This window comes from Pseudomonas yamanorum (genome assembly GCF_013386765.1).
Classification (GTDB): Bacteria; Pseudomonadota; Gammaproteobacteria; order Pseudomonadales; family Pseudomonadaceae; genus Aquipseudomonas; species Aquipseudomonas yamanorum_A.
The window spans coordinates 45112-68249 of sequence record NZ_JACARE010000045.1; the positions used below are offsets into that span (position 1 = coordinate 45112).

The following is a 23138-nucleotide window of genomic DNA, read 5'->3' on the forward strand; positions in this document are numbered from 1 at the left end:
TCCGGGTCCTTGGGCAAATTGAGGTGTTGACCCTACCCACCCGCAATCGCCCCAGGGCGCTAGATATGTCTGGTGTTGCCTGTCGACAGCCATGGGGCAAACCCTGTCTAATCGTCGGACCGATTCTTTGTACGCTGTTGCCCTTTCCAATAATTAAACGGGAGCTTCAGATGTCTGCATCGCCTTTGGATGTCGAGTCTTCATCAGAGCGACTCAGTTATGCCCAATTGACCGACCTGCTGCGCCAGGTCTTCGTGCGTCACGGCACATCGGCCGACGTGGCCCAGGTACTCGCCGAGAACTGCGCCAGTGCCGAGCGCGATGGTGCCCACAGTCACGGCGTGTTTCGCATTCCCGGTTATGTGTCGACCCTGGCCAGTGGCTGGGTCAATGGCAAGGCCGTACCGGTGGTCGAGGATGTGGCCAGCGGTTTCATTCGTGTCGATGCCGCCAATGGCTTCGCCCAGCCTGCACTGCAAGCCGCCCGCCCGTTGTTGGTGGAGAAGGCCCGCAGCGCCGGGATCGCCTTGCTGGCGATTCACAATTCCCATCACTTTGCGGCGCTCTGGCCGGATGTCGAGCCCTTCGCCGAAGAAGGCCTGGTGGCCTTGAGCGTGGTCAACAGCATGACCTGCGTGGTGCCCCACGGCGCCGACCGGCCACTGTTCGGCACCAACCCGATCGCCTTTGCCGCGCCCCGCGCCGATGGTTTGCCGATCGTATTTGACCTGGCTACCAGCGCCATCGCCCACGGTGACGTACAGATTGCCGCGCGCAAGGGCGAACGCCTGCCGCCGGGCATGGGCGTGGACGGCCTCGGCCAGCCCACCCAGGACCCCAAGGCGATCCTCGAAGGCGGTGCACTGCTGCCGTTTGGCGGGCACAAGGGCTCGGCCTTGTCGATGATGGTCGAGTTGCTGGCAGCGGCCCTCACAGGCGGCAATTTCTCCTTTGAGTTCAACTGGTCCGATCACCCGGGTGCCCGCACCCCGTGGACCGGCCAATTGCTGATCGTGATCGATCCGAGCAAAACCGCCGGGCAGAGCTTCGCCGAGCGCAGCCAGGAACTGGTGCGACAGATGCATGCGGCAGGTTTACGGCGTTTGCCGGGGGATCGACGCCATCGCACACGGGCGAAGGCCTTGGTCGACGGGATCGAGCTTGATAGCCACGAATTGAAGCGGTTGCGGGTGCTGGCACAGCTATGAAGTGCGCTGCGCCCGGGGAGGGCGCAGGCATTTTGTCAGGTCAGTTGCGGCGGCCCAGCAACAGGCCGACCACCAGGCCAAACCCGGCGGAAATCGCCACGGTCTGCCACGGATGGCCACCGATGTAAGTCTCAGTGGCGTCCACCACCGGCTTGCTGCGCTCGCGCACGTTGGACACCGAGTCCAGCGCCTGCTTCAGCTTGATGGCGACCTGTTCACGCAGGGTTTCACCTTCTTCTCCCACCAGTGACGCGCTGCTTTTGAGCAGCTTGTCCGATTCTTCGATCAGTGCGGTCAGTTCACTGAAGGCTTGATCCTTGATTTGCTCTTCGACGGCTTGGGCGGCAGATTTGCGGGCCATTGGGTTAACTCCTTGCAGGTGGATGTGGCAATGAACAATGGAGTGTTTGACGCGGGCAAAAGTTGCAGCTTTTTTCCCCTGACGTCAGTTTGGGTTAAATCCAGACCCGGAAATTTCGACCTACAGTGTAAGATGTCACCTATTTGTGCAGCAGGTAATTCAACATGAGCTTCAATCTGGCCAACAAGCCCCTCGCCGAGCGCGCCGCGCTGGAAGATGAAAAGTCCCGTCTCTACGACCTGTGGCAAAGCAACCTGGGCAAGGCCAAGGGCGAGGCCGCCCGCCTGTTTGGCGAACGTGCCAAGCGCAAGGGCAAATGGGCCGAATGGGTACGCGCGGAACTCGACGGCATGTCGCCGCCGGAGTTTTCCAACATGGTGCGCAGTGAAGTCAATCGCCTGATGGCGGCGAAGTAAAACACGCCTCTATCGCCTCACGTACCAGGCGCTGCAAGGGATCGAGTTGCGCCTGGGTGCGCCAGCCCAGTTCTACCGGGTAACGCGGCAACGCCAGCGGGCAGGGCAGCACGGTCAGCCCGGTCAGCCGTGCGATGGCCTGGGCAGCGTGACCGGGAATGGTCGCCACCGCCTCGCTGCCCTTGAGCAGAAACGGCAACGCCGCAAAATGCGTGGTTGAAGCCCCTATGTGCCGGCTCAGGCCCTGGGCGGCCAGGCCCTCGTCGGTAATCCCGATAAACCCGCCTGACGACACCAATACATGCTCACGCCTCACGAACTCGTCGAGGTCGATGGCCTGCTGCCCCGGCGCCAGGCTGGCGGGGTCCACCAGGCACGCATAATGCCCTTCCCCGAGTACCTGGCGGCTCAGCCGGCGCTCGGCAAAACCGCCGGCAGTGATCGCCAGGTCCAGGCTGCGGTCGAGCAGGGCACCAGCGACGATCTGGCTGTGGGTCTGGCGGAAAATCAGCCGCAGCTTCGGCGCGCGTCGGGCGATCTCATCGATCAGCTGGCGGCCGTAGGCAATCTCGAAATCATCCGACAACCCCAATACCACCGAACGGCCCTGATAGTGGCTGCCCTGGGGGTCGACCATCGCCAGGCTTTGGCGGCAGCGATCCAGCGCCTCGCTGATCACCGGCTTCAACTGGTTGGCCCGCAAGGTCGGCGCCAGTCCCCGACCGGTGCGCACGAACAATTGATCGCCATACACATCGCGCAAGCGGCGCAGTGCGGCACTGATGGCCGACTGCGTGACCCCAAGGCGCAGGGCGGCGCGGCTGGCGCTGGACTCGTCGTGCAAGGCTTCGAAGGTTTTCAGCAGGTTCAGATCGACGTTAGCGATATTCATCAGGTTCATAGTGCGTGGCCGAATATGCCCCGAATGTATAACGCCCCTACACCAGCTGCAATTTTCTCTTGGCCACCCACAGCGCACTGATACTCAGCGCGGCTGCCGCAATCAGGTAAAAGCTCGGCGCCAGTTGCGAGCCGGTCAGCGCGATCAGCCCGGTTGCGATCACGGGGGCAAAGCCACCGAAAATGGTCACGGCCAGGTTGTAGCTCAGTGACATGCCGGTCACCCGGGTGCGCACAGGAAACACATCGGCCATGAGTGATGCCAGCGGTGCAAAGTAGACCGCCTTGATCAACGCCATCATCGACACCACCAGCAACAACGAGGTTGCGCTGGCGACTTTGTTGAGCCAGACGAATGCCGGGAAAATCGCGACGATATAGATGGCCGAGGCCCAGAGCATGATTTTGATCCGGCTGACGTAACCGGTGATGAACCCCACCACCGGCGTGACCACGGTCAGGATGAGCCCACCTGACAGCGTGGCCAAAAAGCCTGTGGACTGGGGAATGTTCAAGGTGGTGGCGGCATAGGACGGCATGTACTTGATCATGAAGTTGGACGCCGTCGACACGATCAGTACACCCATGGCCACCAGCAGCAAGGTCTTCTGCGAGAACAGCACTTCCCGCAAAGGCCGCGAGCCGGGTTCGCTTTCCTTGAAGTCGGGCGACTCATCCACCGTGCGGCGGATGTACAGGCCCACCGGGGCGAGGATCAAGCCGAAGAAAAACGGCACGCGCCAACCCCAGTCGAACATCTGTTGATCATTCAGGTTGGTGGTCAAGAAGTAGCCGAACAACGAGGCGATGACCACGCCAAAACCCTGACTTGCAAACTGCAGGCTCGCGACAAAATTGCGGGTCTTTTGCGGCGCATGTTCCATCATGAAGGCGGTTGAACTGCCGAACTCACCGCCGGCCGAGAAGCCCTGGAGCAGACGGGCCAGCAGAATGCCAATCGGCGCGCTAATCCCGATGGCGGCATAGCTGGGCATGACCGCGATCATCGCCGTGCCGATCAGCATCAGCATGATCGACAGCGTCAACGCTTTCTTACGGCCCTCACGGTCGGCATAGGAACCCAGCACGGCGGCGCCCAGCGGCCGGATCAGAAACGACAGCCCGAAGGTGGCGAAGGCGAGAAACAGCGAGACCGCCGGGTCTGCGGCCGGGAAAAATACCTTGCTGATGGTCAGCGCAAAATAGGCGTACACCGACAGGTCAAACCATTCAAGCGTGTTACCGATCAAGGCGGCGCCCACGGGTTTCCAAAGGGGCGTGGCCTTTGCGACCGCGGGTGAAACGGTGGGGGACGATAACGCTGTCATGCTTGACGCTCCTGATTTTATAAGGGGGTGAGCGGCAGATAAAAAGGGTCGACCTGACCCCTGCTTTTTATTGTTGTTGGGTTGGCGCGAGGTGACCCAGGTCCCAGAAAAGCGAGGTCATGATTTGCAGCCCCTCGAGGACTACCGAGCCCAGCAGATGTTCATCCGGAGCATGTTGTGAACAGCCGGGGTAGGAGTGAGGTATCCACAGTGTGGGCAGGCCCAGCAGGTCAGCGAAAATATCGTTGGGCAGGGTGCCTGCCAGGTTCGGTAACACGGCGACAGGCCGGTGGGTGGCGTCGGCAATCGACTGCTTGGCAAAGCGCACCCATGGGTTGTCAGGGTCCAGCCGGCTGGCAGGTGTGCAACGGTCTATCACGATATTGACCTGTTCAAAGCCCTCGGCATCCAGGTGCTTGCGCAGCAGGCTTTCCAGGTGTTGCCAGTCGGTACCCACCACGAAGCGCAACTGGCAATGAGCGATGGCGCTGGGTGGAATGGCGTTAACGGGTTTGGATGGATTACCGGCGGTAAACGCCAGGATCTCGAGGGTGTTCCAACCGAAAAGTCGCTCACCCAAGGTCAAGCCGGGCTCGCCCCACTGCATATCCAAAGGTCGGCCCAGGGAATGCTGATCGATACCCAGGTCGCGAATGGCTTCGCGCACCGACTCGGGGATGGCGCCCGGCACCAGCGTTCGGCAGCGAATACGTCCGTGCTTGTCCACCAGGCTGGCCAGTGCGTTGCTCAGTACCACGGCGGGGTTGGACATCACGCCGCCCCAGTTGCCGGAGTGCAGGCCCTTGTCCCGCGCCTTGACTTCAAGGGAAAACAACGCAGAACCCCTGGAGCCCAGGAATATCGTCGGGCGGCTGTCGTTCAGGCGCGGCCCATCCGAGGCGATGAATACATCCGCTTGCAGCAGCTCCTTATGCATTGTGCAAACCTCGCGCAGCCCGGGAGAACCACATTCTTCGCCGGTTTCGAACAGCACTTTGACGTTAAAGCCCAAGCGCCCCTCGCGCTGCTGGATGACGTGTTCGAGGGCGGTCAGGTTGATGCTGTGCTGGCCCTTGTTGTCGGCGGTGCCGCGGCCGTACCAGCGGTCGCCTTCCACGGTCAGCGCCCAGGGGCTGAGCCCCTCGCGCCATTGCTCGTCATAACCGAGTACCACATCGCCGTGGCCATACATCAATATCGTCGGCAGGTCGGCCCCTTCGTGGCGCGATGCGAACAGCAAAGGCCCGGCGTCGGAGGGGTTGTCGAGCATTTGGCACTCAAAGCCCATGCCTGCCAGCGCAGGCTGTATTTCCTGTTGCAGGTACCGCGTCAGTTCGTGGGCCTGGGCGGGGTTCTGGCTTTCACTTCGAATCGCGACCCGACGGCGTAAATCGGCTTCAAAATGGCCGTCGGCCAGGTACTGGCGAACATTCGCGAGCGCTTGTTGCTTGGACATGACAGTTCCGGTGCGGGCTGAGATTCAGTCCAATATAGAAGTCACGTAGCGCACTGTATATTGCTGTTTTTTGACGTTTGACTTCTAATAAATAGATGCCTTGGTAAGGAATCAAACCGTGGACTATCGCTATTTCCTGGCCGTGATCGATTCAGGGTCCCTGGCCGCTGCCGGTGAGCGTTTGCATATCGCCCCCAGTGCCGTGAGTCGCCAAATTGCCCTGTTGGAAGAAAGTATCGGCGTGCCGTTGTTCGAACGACGGCCACGTGGCATGCAGCCCACAGCTGCCGGCAGCGCCTTGGCCGATCACGCACGACGTGCCTCGCTGGAGGAGCAAAGCCTGCTGTCGGAGCTGCGTGCGGGGGATTACCCGGGGGCGAAAGTGGTGCGGCTGGTATCCACCGAGGGGCTTTCCCGTTACTTCCTGCCTCAGGTCCTGATCCGGCATTACCAGCAAAATCCGGCCTTCCAGTATGTGCTGGAGGTGATGTCGCCTCACGAATGTGCCGAAAAAGTGCGGCGCGGCGATGCCGATGTGGGGGTGGTGTTCAGCACCGAGCCTGTCGAAGGTGTGGAGGTCCTGCATTCAAGCCGCTCGCCGATCCGGGCCGTGATGCGTGTGGGGCATCCACTGGCCACGCTCAAGCAGGTGCCGCTCCGGTCGCTGTCACCTTATCCGTTGGCGCTGACCCCAAAGGGTTCCACCCAGAGGCAGCTATTCGACCTCGTTTGCCAGATGGAAGGGCTGTCTTTCAATCATGTGATGACGTGCAACTATTCGGGCGCTATCCATGAATTCGTTCGCAACACAGACACCATTGCGTTTGGCGGCGCGATCAGCCATCGGGCGAACGGCAGCGACGACCTGATCTCCGTTGCGCTGTCGAACCCTCAATTTTCGGACCGCGCAATCCAGGTGCTGACGATGCCCAAACGCGCGTTACCGGCGGCGCTTGAGCTTTTTATCGAAACCCTTATCGGTTCCCTGAAAGACGTTAACTGAGGGGATTTGATATTTATCTGGCTCATGTCATTTAGCAGTGAAGTGGGCTTTATTCATGATTGCTGTCGGCCGGAGAATGGGTAACCCCCATTGATTCGGAGTGATCGTGATGCCTGTTTCTACCGTGGCTGCGCTGCAAATCGGTTCCTTGCCCGGTGGCAAGGCCGAGACCCTGGAACAGATCCTGTCTTACGAGGACGAAATCCTGCGCAGCGGTGCGCAACTGGTGGTGATGCCTGAAGCCTTGCTCGGCGGTTACCCAAAGGGTGAAGGGTTTGGCACCCAGTTGGGTTATCGCCTGCCTGAAGGCCGTGAGGCCTTTGCCCGTTATTTTGCCAACGCGATTGACGTGCCGGGTGCCGAGACCGAGGCGCTGGCCGGATTGTCGGCGCGTACCGGGGCGAGCCTGGTGCTGGGTGTGATCGAGCGCAGTGGCAGCACCCTGTATTGCACGGTGCTGTATTTCGAGCCAGTGGGCGGGTTGGTGGCCAAGCATCGCAAGTTGATGCCCACCGGCACGGAGAGGCTGATCTGGGGCAAGGGCGATGGCTCGACGTTGCCGGTGATTGATTCGGCGGTGGGGCGCATTGGCGGCGCTGTGTGCTGGGAGAACATGATGCCGTTGCTGCGCACGGCGATGTACGCCAAGGGCGTGGAAGTGTGGTGCGCGCCGACGGTGGATGAGCGCGAAATGTGGCAGGTGAGCATGCGGCATATCGCCCATGAGGGCCGGTGTTTTGTGGTCAGCGCGTGCCAGGTGCAGGCGTCGCCCGCGGCGTTGGGGGTGGAGATTGCCAACTGGCCGGCGGAACGGCCGCTGATTGCCGGTGGCAGTGTGATCGTCGGGCCCATGGGTGACGTTATTGCCGGGCCCTTGCTCGGTGGCGCGGGGTTGCTGGTGGCGCGGATTGATACTGATGATCTGGTGCGGGCGCGGTATGACTATGATGTGGTTGGGCATTATGCCCGGCCTGACATTTTTGAGTTGAGCGTGGATGAACGGGCTAAGCCGGGGGTGCGGTTTATTGCTGATTGAGTGCATATCCGTTGCTGCGGTGACGGCGGCTTAGGGTTGCGCTCTTACAGCGTGTCACTTTTGGCAAACGCCCGGAATGCCGGCCCAGCCAATCTGAAGCTGAATCAGAGCTGCTTTTCTGTGGGAGCTGGCTTGCCTGCGATGCAGACACCTCGGTGTATCAGGTACTCCCAGTTGATGCCATCGCAGGCAAGCCAGCTCCCACAGTTGACCGTGCCCGCTTTGGCTTTTGATTTTGCTCTACAACACTGACGCCCCCCGAATCCTCAGCCATTCCTCGCGGGTAATTTCCCAGATCTCCCGTGGGAAATTACCTTCGACAAATTGCCCCTCGTCGGTCCCGACCAACCGCATCCCCGTACGCTCGGAAATCCTGCGCGAGGCCAGGTTCGGCGCTGCCTTGGGCACGCGCATCAAAGGCCGCCCCAGCACCTCAAACCAATACTCGGTCACCGCCGCACTGGCCTCGGCCATCAACCCCTGGCCCTGCCATTGCGGCGCGAGCCAAAAGCCGCGGTTGTTGTCCACCTCATCCATCAGGCTGACATTACCGATCAACCCCCCGGGCGCGCTTTTCAGGCGGATCGACCAATGCCACTCCTCACCCCGCGCCATGGCCGGCAACGCGACATTCTCCAGATAGCTGCGTGCGCCATCCGCCGGGTACGGCCAGGGCACCAGGGCGTTCAGATAACGCACCACTTCCCAGTGAGGAAATTGCTGCTGCACGCCCTCGGCATCTTCGAGGGTCAGTGGCCGCAGGATCAGGCGTTCGGTATACAGCGTAGGCAGGGCGTCCATGTCGTTACCAGGTGGCAGTGTTGGGGAAGTCCAGTGTCCCGCGATCCACAAAGCGCATGGTGCCAAACAGGCCACCCGCCAGTTTTCCGCGCAACACGTAGGGCAGGTTATTCAAACTCTGGGTCTGGCTCAAGCCGAGGGTCTGGCGCAGCACGGAAAACGCCGAAACACTCACCGGCACCGTCAGCAACGTCTCGGAAAAGCGTGGAATCGAACCACGCTGGTCACTCACCCCGGAAGCCAGGGGCCGGCCATTGACCTCCAGGTCCAGGGCCACGCCGTCGTAGTCGATCGCGGTTTCATTCGGGTTTTGCACCCGTATTTTCACCGCGAAACGTACCTCGAGGTCCTGGCTTTGCAGCGGCTCGATGCCCACCACGTTGATGTTCAGCGGGTCGCGGTTGGGGAACAGCGCGCAGGCGCTCAGGCTGAGTAGCAGCAGTGACAGGACCATGAGCTTGCGCATAAAACGGGTTCTCCTAGTGCGTGACGTCCGGGTCCTGCATCACCTTGAGGGTGGAGGCTTCCGGATCGAATTCATCTTCTTCCAACTCTATGAACTCCTCAGGCAGGAAGATGTTCAGCAAGATAGCGCAGAACGCCCCCACGGTGATCGGCGACTCGAAGATGTTGTGCAGCGCCTTGGGCAGCTCGCGCAGCACTTCCGGCACGGCGGCCACACCCAGGCCCATGCCCAGGGAGATCGCCACGATCAGCACATTGCGCCGGTGCAGGCCGGCCTCGGCGAGGATCTTGATCCCGGCCACCGCCACGGTGCCGAACATGATCAGCGTGGCGCCGCCCAGTACCGGCTTGGGCATCAGTTGCAACACCGCGCCGATCATCGGGAACAGGCCCAGCAGCACCAGCACCCCGGCAATGAAGTACGCCACGTAACGGCTGGCCACGCCGGTCAACTGGATCACCCCGTTGTTCTGGGCGAAGGTCACCATCGGCAGGCTGTTGAAGGTGGCCGCCATCACCGAGTTGAGGCCGTCGGCCAGCAAGCCGGACTTGATGCGCTTGATGTACAGCGGGCCCTTGACCGGCTGTTGGGAGATCATCGAGTTGGCGGTCAGGTCACCGGCCGCTTCCAGGGGCGAAATCAGGAAGATCACCGCCACCGGGATAAACGCCACCCAGTCGAACGAGAAACCGTACTTGAACGGCACCGGCACGCTGATCAACGGCAGTTGGGGCAGGGCGCCCAGGTCGACGCGGCCCATCCACCAGGCCACGACGAAGCCCAGGGTCAGGCCGATCACGATCGAACCCAGGCGCAGGAACGGGTTGTTGAAGCGGTTGAGTACCACGATAGTGAGCAGTACCAAAGCCGCCAGGCCCATGTTGCCGGCGGCGCCGAGGTCGCTGGCACCATATCCGCCAGCCATGTCGGTGACGGCCACCTTGATCAGCGACAACCCCATCAGGGTAATGATGGTGCCGGTGACCACCGGGGTGATCAGCTTGCGCAGCTTGCCGATGAACTGGCTGAGTACCACTTCGATAAACGCCGCGAAGAAGCAGATGCCGAAGATCGTCGACAGAATCTCATCGGTGCCGCCGCCCCGGGCCTTGACCATGAAGCCGGCGCTGAGGATCACGCTGATAAACGAAAAGCTGGTGCCTTGCAGACACAGCAACCCGGAACCCACCGGGCCGAACTTGCGAGCCTGCACAAAGGTGCCGAGCCCCGACACGAACAACGCCATGCTCACCAGATAGGGCACTTCGCTTTCCAGGCCCAGCACGCCACCGACGATCAGCGTCGGGGTGATGATGCCGACAAAGCTGGCCAGCACATGCTGCAGGGCGGCAAAGATCGCGGCGCTGAAGTGCGGACGGTCGTCGAGGCCGTAGATCAGGTCGGATTTATAACGGGGGCGAGGGGTTTGAACGTCAGACAAAATACGGGCCCGATTAGGAAAAAGGAGGCGCAGGATGCCAGAAAGTGCCAGTTGTCAGAAGTGTGGAAATATATTTCTAAAGACCCTCGATTAAATCCCCATGCCTGCCGATATCTCCTATAGGCCCACATACCTATTACAACAGTGGTGCCAATCGGTCAGAGCCGCGCGTTGACGCAGGCTGGCCGTGTCGCGGCAGGGATGCTCGCAGCCACTACTTCTGAGAGCGCCCCCTATGTCCCTCCGCCAGTTGAATATCGCCCCTCGGGCTTTCCTTGGTTTTGCCTTCATTGCGTTACTCGTCATTGTGCTGGGGGTGTTTGCAGCCAACCGCATGACCCTGATCCGTCAGGCGTCGGTGGACATGGGCGCGAACCAACTGCCCAGCGTCGGCTATCTGGCCACCATGACCGAGAACGTCCTGCGCCTGCGGATATTGTCGTTTCGCGTCCTGGTGAACCGTGAGCCGGCCGCGCTGGATGAGGCACGTACCCGTATGGGAGTGCTGGAAGGCAAGGTCAAGACTGCCCAGGCTGCCTATGCCGCCATGCCCGCCGGGGATGAAGAGGCTGCGCTGTACAAGACGTTCGCCCTTACGCTCGATAATTACCTCAAGGCTCAGGCTGAGATGGTGAGTTTTTCGCAGCAGAACAAAGTGGAAGAGATGCGCGCGCTGATCAACAGCCGCATCAAGGACGGTACCGACCAAATGGGCGAGCAGCTGAATAAGTTGATCGCCATCAACGCTGCCGATGCCAAGCAGGCCGGTGACGAAGCCGGGAAAAGTTATCAGGACGCCATCACCGGGATCATCGTCGTCTCGGTCGTTGCGGCGTTGATGACCGTGTTGCTGGCATGGCTGCTGACCCGCAGCATCGTGACCCCTTTGCGCAAAGCCCTGGAAGTCGCCGAAACCATCGCTGGCGGTAACCTGAGCAAAGTGATCGAGGACGACGGCAAAGACGAGCCGGCCCGCCTGATCGGCGCCTTGGCCGCTATGCAAAGCAACCTGCGCCAGACCATCCAGCACATCGCTGGCTCGGCCACGCAGTTGGCCTCGGCAGCCGAAGAACTCAGCGCCGTTACCGAAGAAGCGTCCAAGGGCTTGCAACAACAGAACAACGAAATCGACCAGGCCGCCACCGCGGTGAACGAGATGACCGCCGCCGTGGAAGAAGTGGCGCGCAATGCGGTGTCCACCTCCGAGGCTTCCAGCCAGTCCAACCAGGCTGCGCGGGAAGGGCGCGACCGTGTGGTGGAAACCGTGGGCGCGATCCAGACCATGACCCAGGACGTACAAAACACCTCGGTGCTGATCGAAGGCCTGGCCACTCAGGGTCGTGACATTGGCAAGGTGCTGGACGTGATTCGCGCGATTGCCGAGCAGACCAACCTGCTGGCGCTCAACGCGGCGATTGAAGCGGCGCGTGCCGGGGAAGCCGGGCGTGGCTTCGCGGTGGTGGCGGACGAAGTACGGGCCTTGGCCCATCGCACCGCGCAGTCGACCCAGGAAATCGAAAAAATGGTCGCCGGCATCCAGAGCGGCACCGGTGAAGCCGTGCAGTCCATGCAGCAGAGTAACCAGCGCACCCAAAGCACCCTGGAAATCGCCCGGGCCGCCGGTGTGGCGCTGGAGCAGATCACCCAGTCCATCAGCCTGATCAACGAGCGCAACCTGGTGATCGCCAGCGCCTCTGAGGAGCAGGCCCAGGTGTCCCGCGAGGTGGATCGCAACCTGGTGAACATCCGCGACCTGGCCACCCAGTCGGCAGCGGGTGCCAACCAGACCTCAGCCGCCAGTCACGAACTGTCGCGCCTGGCGGTGGATTTGAACGCGATGGTGGCGCGCTTCGTCATCTGACAGGCACTACACCCCAAATGTGGGAGCTGGCTTGCCTGCGATGCAGACACCTCGGTGTATCAGGTACACCCGGTTGATGCCATCGCAGGCAAGCCAGCTCCCACAGTAGTCAGTGTTTCCAGGCGGTCGGGTTCACCAGGTTCTTCGGTCGCTCACCCGCCAGTGCCGCCAACAGATTGTCCACCGCACACTGGGCCATCGCCTCCCGCGTCTCATGGGTGGCCGATCCGATATGCGGCGTCGCCACCACATTGTTCAAGCGCAGCAACGGCGAATCATGTTGCAGCGGCTCACGCACGAACACATCCAGCCCCGCCGCGCGAATCGTGCGCTGTTGCAGCGCCTCGATCAGCGCTTCTTCGTCCACCACCTTGCCCCGGGAGATATTGATAAAGATCGTCTCCGGGCCCATCAGTGCGAACTCTTCAGCGCCAATCAAGCCTTCGGTTTCTGCCGTCAACGGCAAGGTCAGGCAGACAAAGTCGGCCTCCCGGAGCAGGTCCGGCAGGCTGCGGTACTCCGCACCGAACCGCTGTTCCACCGCAGGCTTTGGCGAGTGGCTGTGGTAGATCACCGGCATGCCGAAACCGAAGTGCCCACGCTGGGCCAACGCTTCGCCAATCCGGCCCATGCCGATAATGCCCAGGGTCTTGCCATGCACGTCGCTGCCAAAATGCAGCGGGCCGATGTTCTGGTTCCAGTTGCCGGCGCGCACCATATTGGCCAGTTCCACCACCCGCCGGGCGGTCGCCAGGATCAGCGCGAAGCCGGTATCGGCGGTGGTTTCAGTCAGTACATCGGGGGTGTTGCTCAGCAGGATGCCGCGTTGGGTCAGGTAGTCGATGTCGTAGTTGTCGACACCCACCGAGACGCTGGCGACGGCCTCAAGCTTCGGCGCCAGGTCGAGCAGCTTGGCGTCCAAGCGCAGGCTGGCACCGAGCAAGCCTTGGGCGGCCGGCAAGGCCTCGCGCAGCTTGGCCAGGCCGCTGTCATCCAGCGCCTCGATCAGCGTGACCTCGGCCTGCTCATGCAGGCGCGCCATCAGCGGTGCGGAGAGTTTCTTGTAGAGCACGACAGACTTTTTCATCAGGTCTTTACCTTCAATTCAAGGGAATGCAGCGGGGCGCGTTCGCGGTCACTGGCGCCCGGCTTGAGAAAGATCGTCAGCACCACCGACACCAGCAGCGCGCCGCTCATCAGCAGGTACGAGGCGCCGGGCGAGCCGGTGCTGCTGTTGAGGTAACCCACCAGGTACGAGCCGCCGAACGAGCCGAGGGCGCCCATGCTGTTGATCAGCGCCATGGCGCCGCCGGCGACGTTGGCCGGGAGGATTTCCGGGACGATCGCGAAAAACGGTCCGTAAGGCGCATACATGCATGCCCCGGCGATCACCAGCAGGGTGTACGACCACCAGAAATGTTCGGCGCCCAATACGTAGGAGGCATAAAACGCGATGGAGGCGATCAGCAGCGGCGGCCACACGAAGCGTTTGCGTTTTTGCAGCTTGTCCGAGCCCCACGACACCACCAGCATGCCGATCACCGCCGCCAGGTACGGCAGCGCCGAGAGCCAGCCGGCCTCGACCATGTCCATTTTCAGGCCGGCCTTGAGAATCGACGGCAGCCACAGCACGAAGCCATACACGCCAATGCTCCAGCAGAAAAACTGCAGCGCCAGGATGATCACCTTGGGCGAGCGGAAGGCTTCGGCGTAGTTCTTCACGGCCTTGATGCCCACCTGTTCTTCGGCCAGCGCGGTTTCCAGGTCTTTTTTGTGCTGGGCGCTCAGCCACTTGGCATCGGCGGGTTTTTCATCCGCCAGCTTCCACCAGATAAACGCCCACAGCACCGCCGGCAGGCCTTCGATGATGAACATCCAGCGCCAGCTGAAATGCTGCACCAGATAGCCTGACACCACCGACATCCACATCATGGTCACCGGGTTGCCGAGGATCAGGAAGGTGTTGGCCCGGGAGCGTTCCGCGCGGGTGAACCAGTGGCACAGGTACACCAGCATCGCCGGCATCACCGCGGCTTCCACCACCCCGAGCATGAAGCGGATCACGATCAGCATGTAGGCGTTGGACACCATGCCGGTCAGGGTGGCCAGGCCGCCCCAGAGGATCAGGCTGACGAAAATAAGTTTTTTAACGCTGCGCTTTTGCGCGTAGATCGCGCCGGGCACCTGGAAGAAAAAGTAGCCGAGGAAGAACAGCGCCCCCAGCAATGACGACATGCCCGGGGTGATCATCAGGTCTTCGGCCATCCCGGAGGCGGCGGCGAAGCCGTAGTTGGCGCGATCCAGGTACGCCAGGCTGTAGGTGATGAACACGATGGGCATGATGTACCACCAACGGCGGGTGGCGAGTTTCAACGGTTCCATAGGGTTGCTCCTGAGCTTGTTGTAGTTGTGGCAACAGGTAACGGGTAAATCTGATCAACCGGCTTTTTGCGCATGCGGCAAATCGGTCCTGAACGGCAAGCCTTCCATGTCGCCACGGCTCTGCACCGCCCGGCTGCCGATCCAGTTGCCGCGCTGCACCGCCTCGACAAAACTGAGGTTTTCCAACAGCGCGCTGATCATGCCCACGGCAAAACCATCGCCGGCGCCGACCGTGTCGACCACCTTGGCCACCGGTACGGCGGCGACGAAACCCTGGTCCAGCTGCGTGCGGTAGTACGCGCCGTGAGGGCCGAGCTTGATGGCCACGGCTTCCACGCCCTGGTCCAGGTAGAACGCAGCGATGTCGGCCGGGTCTTCAAAACCGCTGAGCAAACGGCCTTCGCTCAGGCCCGGCAACACCCAATCCGCCAGGCAGGCGAGGGCGTTGATTTCGCTGATCATGCGTTGCTCATTGGCCCACAGGGACGGGCGCAGGTTCGGGTCGAAGGACACGCTGCGGCCAGCCTCGCGCATTTGCGTCATCAACTGGCGCGACAGGTCGCGGGTGGCGTCCGACAGCGCCGGCGGAATCCCTGTGGCATGCAGGTGCCGGGCTTGCAGCAGCTCGGGCTTGATCGCCTCCACCGACAAGTGGCTGGCGGCCGAGCCACGGCGGAAGTATTCCACCTGAGGGTCAGCGCCGGCTTCTTCCCGGGACTTGAGTTGAAAACCGGTGGGATGCAGCGGGTCGACCGCCACATGCCGGCAGTCCAGGCCCTCGTTCTGGAGGGTGTCCACCACAAAGCGCCCGAGGGAGTCGGCGCCCACGCGGCTCAGCCACGCCACGTTGAACCCCAGGCGCGACAGGCCGATGGCGACGTTGCTGTCGGCCCCGGCAATGCGCTTGTGAAACTGCGCAACCTGGGCCAGGTCGCCGGTCTGTTCGGCGACAAACATCGCCATGGTTTCACCAAACGACAGGATATCGATCTCAGACATGGGCATTCTCCACGCGGGGCTGGCCAAGGACGGCGAGGGCGGCGACCTGCTGTGCGGTGACCTGCACCAGGTCATCGCCTTGCAGCGGAAATTCCACGGCCCGGGTAATACCTTGAGTCATGTGCCTCAGCAGTTGTTCCCACAGATGCAGGTCGGCGGCGCCCGGCGGCAGGGCTACCAGTTTGCCGTCGGCGCGTCGGGCGACGGCCTTGCAGTGCAGGTAATCCACGTGCCGGCCCAACAGGCGCGCGGCGGTCAGGGCCGATTGGTCCTGCCATTGCCAGTTGCCGATATCGAAGGTCATTTTCACCGGCACCGCCAGGCGTTCGACTTCGTTGAAAAAACGCTGCATCGGTTCGATGCGTCCGCCGTGCAGGGTCTGGTCGTTTTCCACCAGCAGCTTCACCGGATGGCGGTTGAGCAGGGCGCTCAAGCTGTCCAGGTCGTTGGTGTCGGTGAAGTAACCCAGGGAGACTTTCAGCCAGCGGGCGCCGAACGCCTGGGCGCGGTCGAGGGTGGCGGCCAGTTCGGCGTTGGGCTGCGAGCGGCCGGCCACCCAGAGTTCGAGGGGCGATGAGAATACGCATTCCAGGCCTTGATCCGCTGCGGCCTGGGCCAGTTCAGCGGGCTGTTCGGTGGTCAGCAGTTCTTCGCGCCACTCGATGCGTTGCGCGCTGGCCCGGGCCAACACATCAACAAAATTCAGTTGGCCGCGATCGCGGACCAGGTCGGCGCCGTAGCTGGAGAGGCTGATGGAAACGGGGTATTTATGCATTGTTGTGTACCTCTGAAACCGGTTTCATTTTTATACGCAAAGCAAAACTGTAGGAGCCGGCTTGCCGGCGATGGCGGTGTGTCAGTCGACTACTGTGTCGCCTGAGAAACCGCCATCGCAGGCAAGCCAGCTCCTACAAGGGATTGGGTGGAGCCCCGGATCATGAGTTGCGGCAGGAAATCCAGGGTGCGTGTGGGAGCTGTATCCCCGCGCAACCGCTTGAGCAAACAGTCAAACGCACTGGCGCCAATCGCCTCGGTAGGCTGGGCGAGGGCGGTGATGCCGCTGCCCACCAGCGGGTACCAATCCAGGTCATCCAGGGCGATCAGGCCGATATCTTCAAACAGCTTGCAGCCCAGTTCTTTCAGCGCCCGGGTGCAGGCCAGGGCGGCGATGCCGTTTGCGCAAAACAAGGCTTTGGGGCCGGCGTGATCACGGGAGAGAAAGGCGTGCAGGTGGCTGTTCAAATCATCATCGATCTCCAGCACCGAGCCGGTAAGCAGCGGGCGCTCGCCGATTTCGGCCTTGAAACTGTCCAGGCGTTCCAGGCGTGAGCTGGTGCCATCGGTGGGTTCGCTGACCAGCAGCAGGTCGCGATAGCCTTGCTGTTCGAGATGCTCCACCGCCATGCGCACCGCTACCGCGTTATCCAGCCCCACCAGGTCGCTGTGCAATGGCTCAACCTTGCGGTCCACCAGCACCAGGGGCATTTCCCGTTGCAGTTCCAGCAACTGGTCGAGGTGATGGCCGAGGGTGTTCACGATCAGGCCTTCGATGTTGTAGGCGCGCAGGGCGGCCAGGTGCTGGCGCTCTTGCTCGTCGTCGCGGTCGGTGTTGCACACCACCAGGCTGTAGCCGTGCTGGCGGCAGGCGGTTTCCACGCCGTGCATCACGGCAATCGAATAGGGGTTGCGGATATCGGCCACCAGCATGCCGATCAGGCGGGTGCGCCCGCGCTTCAGGCCGCGAGCCATCTGGTTCGGGCGGTAGCCGAGTTCGTCGATGGCCTGTTCGATGCGCAGGGCGATGGCGTCGGAGAGCAGGGCGCGGTCTTCACCGATAAAGCGTGAAACGCTGGCTTTGGAAACGCCGGCACGCTCGGCCACGTCAAGCATGGTCACGCGGCTGCGCTGGGCGGCGGAAAAAGTGTTCACGGTCATAGACCTTCTTTTCTTATTGGAATGACTGAAACCGGTTTCAGGAAACCACTAAAGTAGGAAAGTCGTCAAGAATTTGTAGGACAAGGCCCGATAGTCGGTGCGATTCAGAGCAGCACGCTCAACCAGGTCGACCCCAACAGCAGCCCCGCCATGCAACGGTTAAAGCGCTGCATGGCCTTGGCCGAGCGGAACACCCGGGCCGAGCCGATACCCAGCAATGCCCAGGTGGCCAGGCAGGGAAGGGAGATCAGGAAAAACGCGAGGGACAGGTACACCACGTGGCTTTGGCGTTCCTCGCCGTTGCCGGCGAACACGCTGACCACCGCCAGGGCCATCATCCAGGTCTTGGGGTTGACCAGTTGCAGGCTGGCGGCACCGGTGAGGCCCAGGCGTTTTCCGGGCGCATCGGGATGGATCGCATGGGCCGGTGCGGTGAAGATCTGCCAGGCGAGGTAACTCAACCACGCGACGCCCGCCCATTGCATCGCGGTTTGTACTTTCGGCAGGTGTGCCAGGGACTGACCAAACCCCGAGCCCACCATCAATACAATTGCGGCCGCCCCCGCGCAGGCGCCGAGAATAATTGGCACGGCCGCCTTGAAGCCGTAACGGGCGCTGTTGCTCAGCACCAGGATATTGGTCGGGCCGGGGGTGATGGAGGCTACGAATGCAAACAGCAAAAACGGCAGCAAGGTAGGGAACATGGCAGCGCGACTCCAGTGAGTAGATCAATGGCGTCGATCTTCACAAAGGCGTGGTTATCTGTCTGGAAGATTTGAGCAGCGCTTGCGGTAGGCCGCCGGTGTAAGGCCATAGGCCCGCACGAACCAGCGGCCCAGATGGCTTTGGTCGGCAAACCCCAGGGCGGTCGCCACTTCGGCGGGTTGTTCGCCCTTGGCGAGCAGGTTGCGGGCGCGGGCCAGGCGCAGTTGCACCAGGTAAGCGTGGGGCGGCAGGCCGAAGGCACTCTTGAAGGCGCGGGTCAGGCGGAAGCGGTCGACACCGGTGGTCAGCGCCAGCTCGTCCATGCCGATGTCTTGATGCAGGTGGGCGTGCAGGTATTCCCGGGCCTTGTGGGCTACCAGCGGCAAACGAGGGTCTTCGTGATAGCGCTGGCGCCACTGCAACTGGCCGGTCAGGCGCTCCAGCAGTTGATCGAGGGTGCTTTGGCGCACGATGCGCAGTTCGCCGTGGTGCAGGCTGTGGAAGGCGTGACTGGTGGCCTGTGCGAGGCGCGGATCAGTGGTCAGGGTGCTGGCAAAGCTCAGTTGGCTGTTGGCCGGCGCTTCCTCGAACACGGCCGATACTTCGCGCTCCAGCCAATGCGGGTCGAGGTACAGCATGCGGTAGGTGAAGCCCTCGGCGGTGGGGGCGTTGCCGTCATGGATTTCTCCCGGTTCCAGCAAAAACACTTGCCCCGGGGTGCTGTGATGGCGGGTGCGGCGGCAGTTGAATTGCTGCACCCCTTGTTCGGTAACGCCCACCAGGAAACTGTCGTGCCAGTGGGGGTCATAGGCATGCCCCTCGAAATGCGCACGCAAGGTCTCGATGCCGGTGTCGGCGTCCTGAGCCAGGTCGATCCAGTTGTGGGCGGTCATAAAGCACCGATGGGTTGAAAGACTGTAGGAGCGAGCTTGCTCGCGAAGCACCTGAGAGCGCCACGTCAAGTCAGGCGGCCAGCGTTATCGTTGACGTTCTTCGCGAGCAAGCTCGCTCCTACAGGGGTTGGTGTCTAGAAGGTTTGTGCTGCTTCAGCCAAATAACCCGGCGGCAATGTTGATCGAGAAGCCGAGAATGGCGGTATTGAACAGGAACCCGATCAACGACTGCCCCAGCACCACCTTGCGCAGGCCGCGGGTGGCAACGCCGACGTCCGCGGTTTGTACCGCCACCCCGATGGTGAACGAGAAGTACAGAAAGTCCCAGTAATTGGGCGTGCGTAAATCCTCGGCAAAACGCAACGCCGGCTCGGGGCCGTCCCAGGTGTAGTAGAGGCGGGCGTAATGCACACTGAAAATCACCCCGATCAGCAACCACGAACCGATCACCGTCAGGCCGGTAAACCCGTAGTGCAGCAGGCGCTCGGTACTGCTCAGGTCCTTGCTGCCCACCAGTTCAAAGGTAATGGTCGCCAGGCTGGCAATCGCCGCGATGCACACCATGAACAGCACCAGGCTGGCGTTCTCGTCTTCGATCTCGGCGATGCGCTTTACGTCGTCGGCCCGGGAATGGCTGGTCAGCCACAGCATCAGCACCAGGTAGGTCCAGACCCCGGCATTCCAGCCGATAAGGATTTTGCTGATGATCGTGTCGGCCGGAGCCAGGAGGCCCACCGCCAGGCCCAATACGGCGGCGGAGGACAGGCGAGGGTGGGTGCGGGCGAGGAAGGGCATGGGAGCTCGATGGGCCAGGGTTTGCATTACCTTAGCCCACCTGAGTCCTTTGTTCAGCTGTCTTTGTGGCGCTTCTTCACCAGCTTCATCACCACCACAAAGAACACCGGCACAAACACCACCGCCAGCGTCGCGGTGATCATCCCGCCGATCACCCCGGTACCGATAGCCTGTTGGCTCGCCGAGCTGGCACCCGTGGCAATCGCCAACGGTACCACGCCGAGGATGAACGCCAGGGACGTCATGATGATCGGCCGCAGACGCAGGCGTGCGGCTTTCAACGTGGCATCGATCAGGTCTTCACCCTGGTCATACAGGTCCTTGGCAAACTCGATGATCAGGATCGCGTTCTTCGCCGACAGGCCAATAATCGTAATCAGGCCGACCTTGAAGAACACATCGTTGGGCATCCCGCGCAAGCTCACGGCCAATACCGCGCCGAGTACGCCGAGGGGCACCACCAGCAGCACCGAAGTCGGGATCGACCAGCTTTCATACAGCGCCGCCAGGCACAGGAACACAATCAACAGCGACAAGCCGAGCAGCAGCGGTGCCTGGGAGCCCGACAAGCGCTCCTGCAGCGACAGGCCAGTCCATTCCTGGCCCAGGCCGGCGGGCAGTTGGCTGACCAGCCGCTGGATTTCCTCCATCGCCTCACCGGTGCTGTGGCCCGGCGCAGACTCACCGGAAATCGCGATGGCCGGGTAACCGTTGTAACGGGTCAACTGGGCCGGGCCCTGGATCCAGCGCGCTTCAACGAAGGCCGACAGCGGCACCATCTTCCCGGCGTTGTTGCGCACATGGATCTTCATCAGGTCGGCCACCTGGCTGCGCTGATCGCCTTCGGCCTGAACGACCACGCGCTGCATGCGGCCCTGGTTGGGGAAGTCGTTGATATAGGCCGAACCGATGGCCGAGGACAGCACATTGCCGATATCGGCAAAGGAAATGCCCAGGGCATTGGCTTGCTTGCGGTCCACTTCCAGTTGCACCTGAGGCGCCTCGGCCAAAGCGCTCTCCCGCACGTTGGCCAGGATCGGGCTTTTCTCGGCGGCGGCCAGCAGTTCGGTTCGGGCTTCCATCAGCGCGGCATGGCCGACGCCACCACGGTCCTGCAGACGGAACTCGAAGCCACTGGAGGTGCCCAGGCCATCCACCGGCGGCGGCAGGATTGCATAGGCGATCGCATCCTTCAGTTCGCTGAAGGCTGCGTTGGCGCGGTCTGCAATCGCGGCGGCGGAATCCTTGCTGCTGCGTTCCGACCAGTCCTTGAGGGTGGTAAACGCCAGCGCCGCGTTCTGCCCCGAACCGGAGAAGCTGAAGCCCATGATCATCGTGGTATCGCCCACGCCCGGCTCGCCGGCGTTATGCGCCTCGATCTGCTCGGCCACCTGCACCGTGCGGTTCTTGCTCGCACCCGGCGGCAGCTGGATATCGGTGATGGTGTAACCCTGGTCTTCCACCGGCAGGAACGAGGAGGGCAGGCGGCTGAACAACACCCCAAGGCCCACCACCAGCACCAGATAGATCACCAGATAGCGCCCGCTGCGCTTGAGGGCATAGGCCACCCAGCCTTCATAACGGTCGGTGAACTGCTCGAAGCGCCGGTTGAACCAGCCGAAGAACCCGCCTTTCTCATGGTGCTCGCCCTTGGCAATCGGCTTGAGCAGGGTCGCGCACAGGGCCGGGGTCAAGGTCAGGGCGAGGAACGCCGAGAACAGGATCGAGGTGGCCATCGACAACGAGAACTGCTGGTAGATCACCCCCACCGAACCCGGCATGAACGCCATCGGCAGGAACACCGCCACCAGCACCAGGGTGATGCCGACAATCGCCCCGGTGATCTGGCCCATGGCCTTGCGCGTGGCTTCCTTGGGCGACAGGCCCTCGGTGACCATGATCCGCTCGACGTTCTCCACCACCACAATCGCATCGTCCACCAGGATGCCGATTGCCAGCACCATGCCGAACATGGTCAGCACGTTGATCGAGAAGCCGAGCAACAGCATCGTCGCAAAGGTGCCCATCAACGCAATCGGCACCACCAGCGTCGGGATCAACGTGTAGCGGATGTTCTGCAGGAACAGGAACATCACCGCAAACACCAGCAACATCGCCTCGCCCAGGGTGTACACCACCTTGGTGATCGAGACCTTCACGAATGGCGAGGTGTCGTAAGGGATCTTGTATTCGACGTTGGCCGGGAAGTAGCGCGCCAGTTCGTCCATCTTCGCCCGCACCAGGGTCGCAGTGCTCAAGGCGTTGGCACCAGGGGACAGCTGCACGCTGACGGCGGTGGACGGCTTGCCGTTCAGGCGGGTGGAAAACTGGTATTCCTGGCTGCCGATTTCCACCCGTGCCACGTCACCGACGCGCACGGTGGAGCCGTCCGGGTTGGCCTTGAGCACGATGTCGGCAAATTCGGCCGGGGTCGAGAGCTGGCCTTTCACCAGGATCGATGCGGTGATTTCCTGGGTCTTGGTGCCCGGCAAATCACCGATGCTGCCGGCCGATACCTGGGCGTTCTGCGCGGCGATGGCGGCGTTGACGTCGGCCGGGGTCAGGTTGAAACCGATCAGCTTCTGCGGGTCGATCCAGATCCGCATCGCGCGCTCGGCGCCGTACAGCTGGGCCTTGCCCACACCGTCCAGGCGCTTGAGCTCGTTCATTACGTTGCGCGCCAGGTAATCGCTGAGCGCCACATCATCGAGCTTACCGTCGCTGGAGGTCAGCGTGACCAGCAGCAGGAAGCCGGCGGAGACTTTCTCTACCTGCAAGCCTTGCTGGGTCACTGCCTGGGGCAGTCGCGGCTCCACGGCCTTGAGACGGTTTTGCACGTCGACCTGAGCCATCTCCGGGTCGGTGCCCGGCTGGAAGGTCGCGGTGATAGTGGCCGAACCCAGGCTGCTCTGGGATTCGAAATACAGCAGGTGATCGGCGCCGTTAAGCTCCTGCTCGATCAGGCTGACCACGCTTTCGTCCAGGGTCTGCGCCGAGGCGCCCGGGTACACCGCGTAGATCTCGACTTTCGGCGGGGCGACGTTGGGGTACTGCGCTACCGGCAACTGCGGGATGGCGAGGGCGCCGGCCAGCAGGATAAAGAGTGCGACCACCCAGGCGAAGATCGGGCGGTCGATAAAGAATTGCGGCAT

The 23138-nt window shown here is 62.1% G+C and carries 21 protein-coding genes; 5 read left to right on the forward strand and 16 right to left on the reverse strand.

All coding sequences use genetic code 11. The features are described 5' to 3' along the window. The first annotated feature begins 170 nt into the window (after positions 1 to 170). A complete protein-coding gene (locus HX875_RS28135; protein ID WP_177047753.1) occupies positions 171 to 1208 on the forward strand; it encodes an Ldh family oxidoreductase in 1038 nt (345 codons plus the stop codon). A 40-nt stretch (positions 1209 to 1248) separates the two neighbouring features. On the opposite strand, the gene HX875_RS28140 is transcribed toward HX875_RS28135, so the two are convergent. Then, complete coding sequence (locus HX875_RS28140; protein WP_010172915.1) at positions 1249 to 1569, reverse strand: DUF883 family protein; 321 nt, start codon at positions 1567 to 1569, stop codon at positions 1249 to 1251. Between the two features lie 164 nt (positions 1570 to 1733). Between HX875_RS28140 and HX875_RS28145 the strand changes: the two genes are divergently transcribed. Then, the gene (locus HX875_RS28145) at positions 1734 to 1985 is read left to right on the forward strand and encodes a hypothetical protein (protein ID WP_003217960.1); all 252 of its coding nucleotides are present in this window, start codon (positions 1734 to 1736) and stop codon (positions 1983 to 1985) included. Here HX875_RS28145 and HX875_RS28150 read toward each other — a convergent pair. The 3 genes from HX875_RS28150 to HX875_RS28160 all read right to left on the reverse strand — a co-directional run bounded on the left by HX875_RS28150 (position 1960) and on the right by HX875_RS28160 (position 5669). Next, positions 1960 to 2877, reverse strand: coding sequence for a LysR family transcriptional regulator (locus HX875_RS28150; protein WP_177047755.1), 918 nt, complete (start codon positions 2875 to 2877; stop codon positions 1960 to 1962). The genes HX875_RS28145 and HX875_RS28150 overlap by 26 nt on opposite strands. A gap of 46 nt (positions 2878 to 2923) precedes the next feature. Beyond that, positions 2924 to 4213 carry an MFS transporter gene (locus tag HX875_RS28155; RefSeq protein ID WP_177047757.1) on the reverse strand — a complete coding sequence of 430 codons (1290 nt, stop codon included), beginning with the start codon at positions 4211 to 4213 and terminating at the stop codon, positions 2924 to 2926. Positions 4214 to 4280: 67 nt separating this feature from the next. Continuing rightward, entirely contained in the window at positions 4281 to 5669 is a 1389-nt protein-coding gene (locus HX875_RS28160) for a M20 family metallopeptidase (RefSeq protein ID WP_177047759.1), read from the reverse strand. A gap of 118 nt (positions 5670 to 5787) precedes the next feature. Between HX875_RS28160 and HX875_RS28165 the strand changes: the two genes are divergently transcribed. Further along, on the forward strand, positions 5788 to 6672 hold the full coding sequence (locus HX875_RS28165; protein ID WP_177047761.1) for a LysR family transcriptional regulator: 885 nt from the start codon (positions 5788 to 5790) through the stop codon (positions 6670 to 6672). A 109-nt stretch (positions 6673 to 6781) separates the two neighbouring features. Continuing rightward, positions 6782 to 7708: a carbon-nitrogen hydrolase family protein gene (locus HX875_RS28170; protein ID WP_177047763.1), complete on the forward strand. Its 927-nt coding sequence runs from the start codon at positions 6782 to 6784 to the stop codon at positions 7706 to 7708. Positions 7709 to 7948: 240 nt separating this feature from the next. On the opposite strand, the gene HX875_RS28175 is transcribed toward HX875_RS28170, so the two are convergent. Genes HX875_RS28175 through HX875_RS28185 form a run of 3 tightly spaced genes read right to left on the reverse strand, consistent with a single transcriptional unit; the run spans position 7949 to position 10416 of the window. After that, positions 7949 to 8509 carry a GNAT family N-acetyltransferase gene (locus tag HX875_RS28175; protein ID WP_177047765.1) on the reverse strand — a complete coding sequence of 187 codons (561 nt, stop codon included), beginning with the start codon at positions 8507 to 8509 and terminating at the stop codon, positions 7949 to 7951. Between the two features lie 4 nt (positions 8510 to 8513). Beyond that, on the reverse strand, positions 8514 to 8975 hold the full coding sequence (locus tag HX875_RS28180) for an LEA type 2 family protein (protein WP_177047767.1): 462 nt from the start codon (positions 8973 to 8975) through the stop codon (positions 8514 to 8516). 13 nt (positions 8976 to 8988) lie between these two features. Beyond that, a complete protein-coding gene (locus HX875_RS28185) occupies positions 8989 to 10416 on the reverse strand; it encodes a nucleobase:cation symporter-2 family protein (protein ID WP_177047769.1) in 1428 nt (475 codons plus the stop codon). Positions 10417 to 10651: 235 nt separating this feature from the next. Between HX875_RS28185 and HX875_RS28190 the strand changes: the two genes are divergently transcribed. Continuing rightward, entirely contained in the window at positions 10652 to 12277 is a 1626-nt protein-coding gene (locus tag HX875_RS28190) for a methyl-accepting chemotaxis protein (protein ID WP_177047771.1), read from the forward strand. A gap of 109 nt (positions 12278 to 12386) precedes the next feature. Here HX875_RS28190 and HX875_RS28195 read toward each other — a convergent pair whose 3' ends face one another. From HX875_RS28195 to HX875_RS28235, 9 genes are all read right to left on the reverse strand, one after another. Next, entirely contained in the window at positions 12387 to 13364 is a 978-nt protein-coding gene (locus tag HX875_RS28195) for an NAD(P)-dependent oxidoreductase (protein ID WP_177047773.1), read from the reverse strand. Continuing rightward, positions 13364 to 14659 (reverse strand): MFS transporter, encoded by a 1296-nt coding sequence (locus HX875_RS28200; RefSeq protein WP_010165554.1) that lies wholly within the window; start codon positions 14657 to 14659, stop codon positions 13364 to 13366. Before HX875_RS28200 ends, HX875_RS28195 begins: the two co-directional genes overlap by 1 nt. A gap of 54 nt (positions 14660 to 14713) precedes the next feature. Next, complete coding sequence (locus HX875_RS28205) at positions 14714 to 15658, reverse strand: sugar kinase (protein WP_177047775.1); 945 nt, start codon at positions 15656 to 15658, stop codon at positions 14714 to 14716. Beyond that, the gene (locus HX875_RS28210) at positions 15651 to 16433 is read right to left on the reverse strand and encodes a sugar phosphate isomerase/epimerase family protein (protein ID WP_177047777.1); all 783 of its coding nucleotides are present in this window, start codon (positions 16431 to 16433) and stop codon (positions 15651 to 15653) included. The genes HX875_RS28205 and HX875_RS28210 overlap by 8 nt, the downstream gene beginning before the upstream one ends. An 89-nt stretch (positions 16434 to 16522) precedes the next feature. Next, complete coding sequence (locus HX875_RS28215) at positions 16523 to 17587, reverse strand: LacI family DNA-binding transcriptional regulator (RefSeq protein WP_177047837.1); 1065 nt, start codon at positions 17585 to 17587, stop codon at positions 16523 to 16525. Between the two features lie 110 nt (positions 17588 to 17697). Continuing rightward, the gene (locus HX875_RS28220; RefSeq protein ID WP_177047779.1) at positions 17698 to 18297 is read right to left on the reverse strand and encodes a LysE family translocator; all 600 of its coding nucleotides are present in this window, start codon (positions 18295 to 18297) and stop codon (positions 17698 to 17700) included. Between the two features lie 54 nt (positions 18298 to 18351). Then, positions 18352 to 19191, reverse strand: a complete 840-nt coding sequence (locus HX875_RS28225; RefSeq protein WP_177047781.1) for an AraC family transcriptional regulator — start codon at positions 19189 to 19191, stop codon at positions 18352 to 18354. Between the two features lie 153 nt (positions 19192 to 19344). Next, on the reverse strand, positions 19345 to 19986 hold the full coding sequence (locus HX875_RS28230) for a DUF1345 domain-containing protein (protein WP_177047783.1): 642 nt from the start codon (positions 19984 to 19986) through the stop codon (positions 19345 to 19347). A 53-nt stretch (positions 19987 to 20039) separates the two neighbouring features. Then, positions 20040 to 23138 (reverse strand): efflux RND transporter permease subunit, encoded by a 3099-nt coding sequence (locus HX875_RS28235; RefSeq protein ID WP_177047785.1) that lies wholly within the window; start codon positions 23136 to 23138, stop codon positions 20040 to 20042.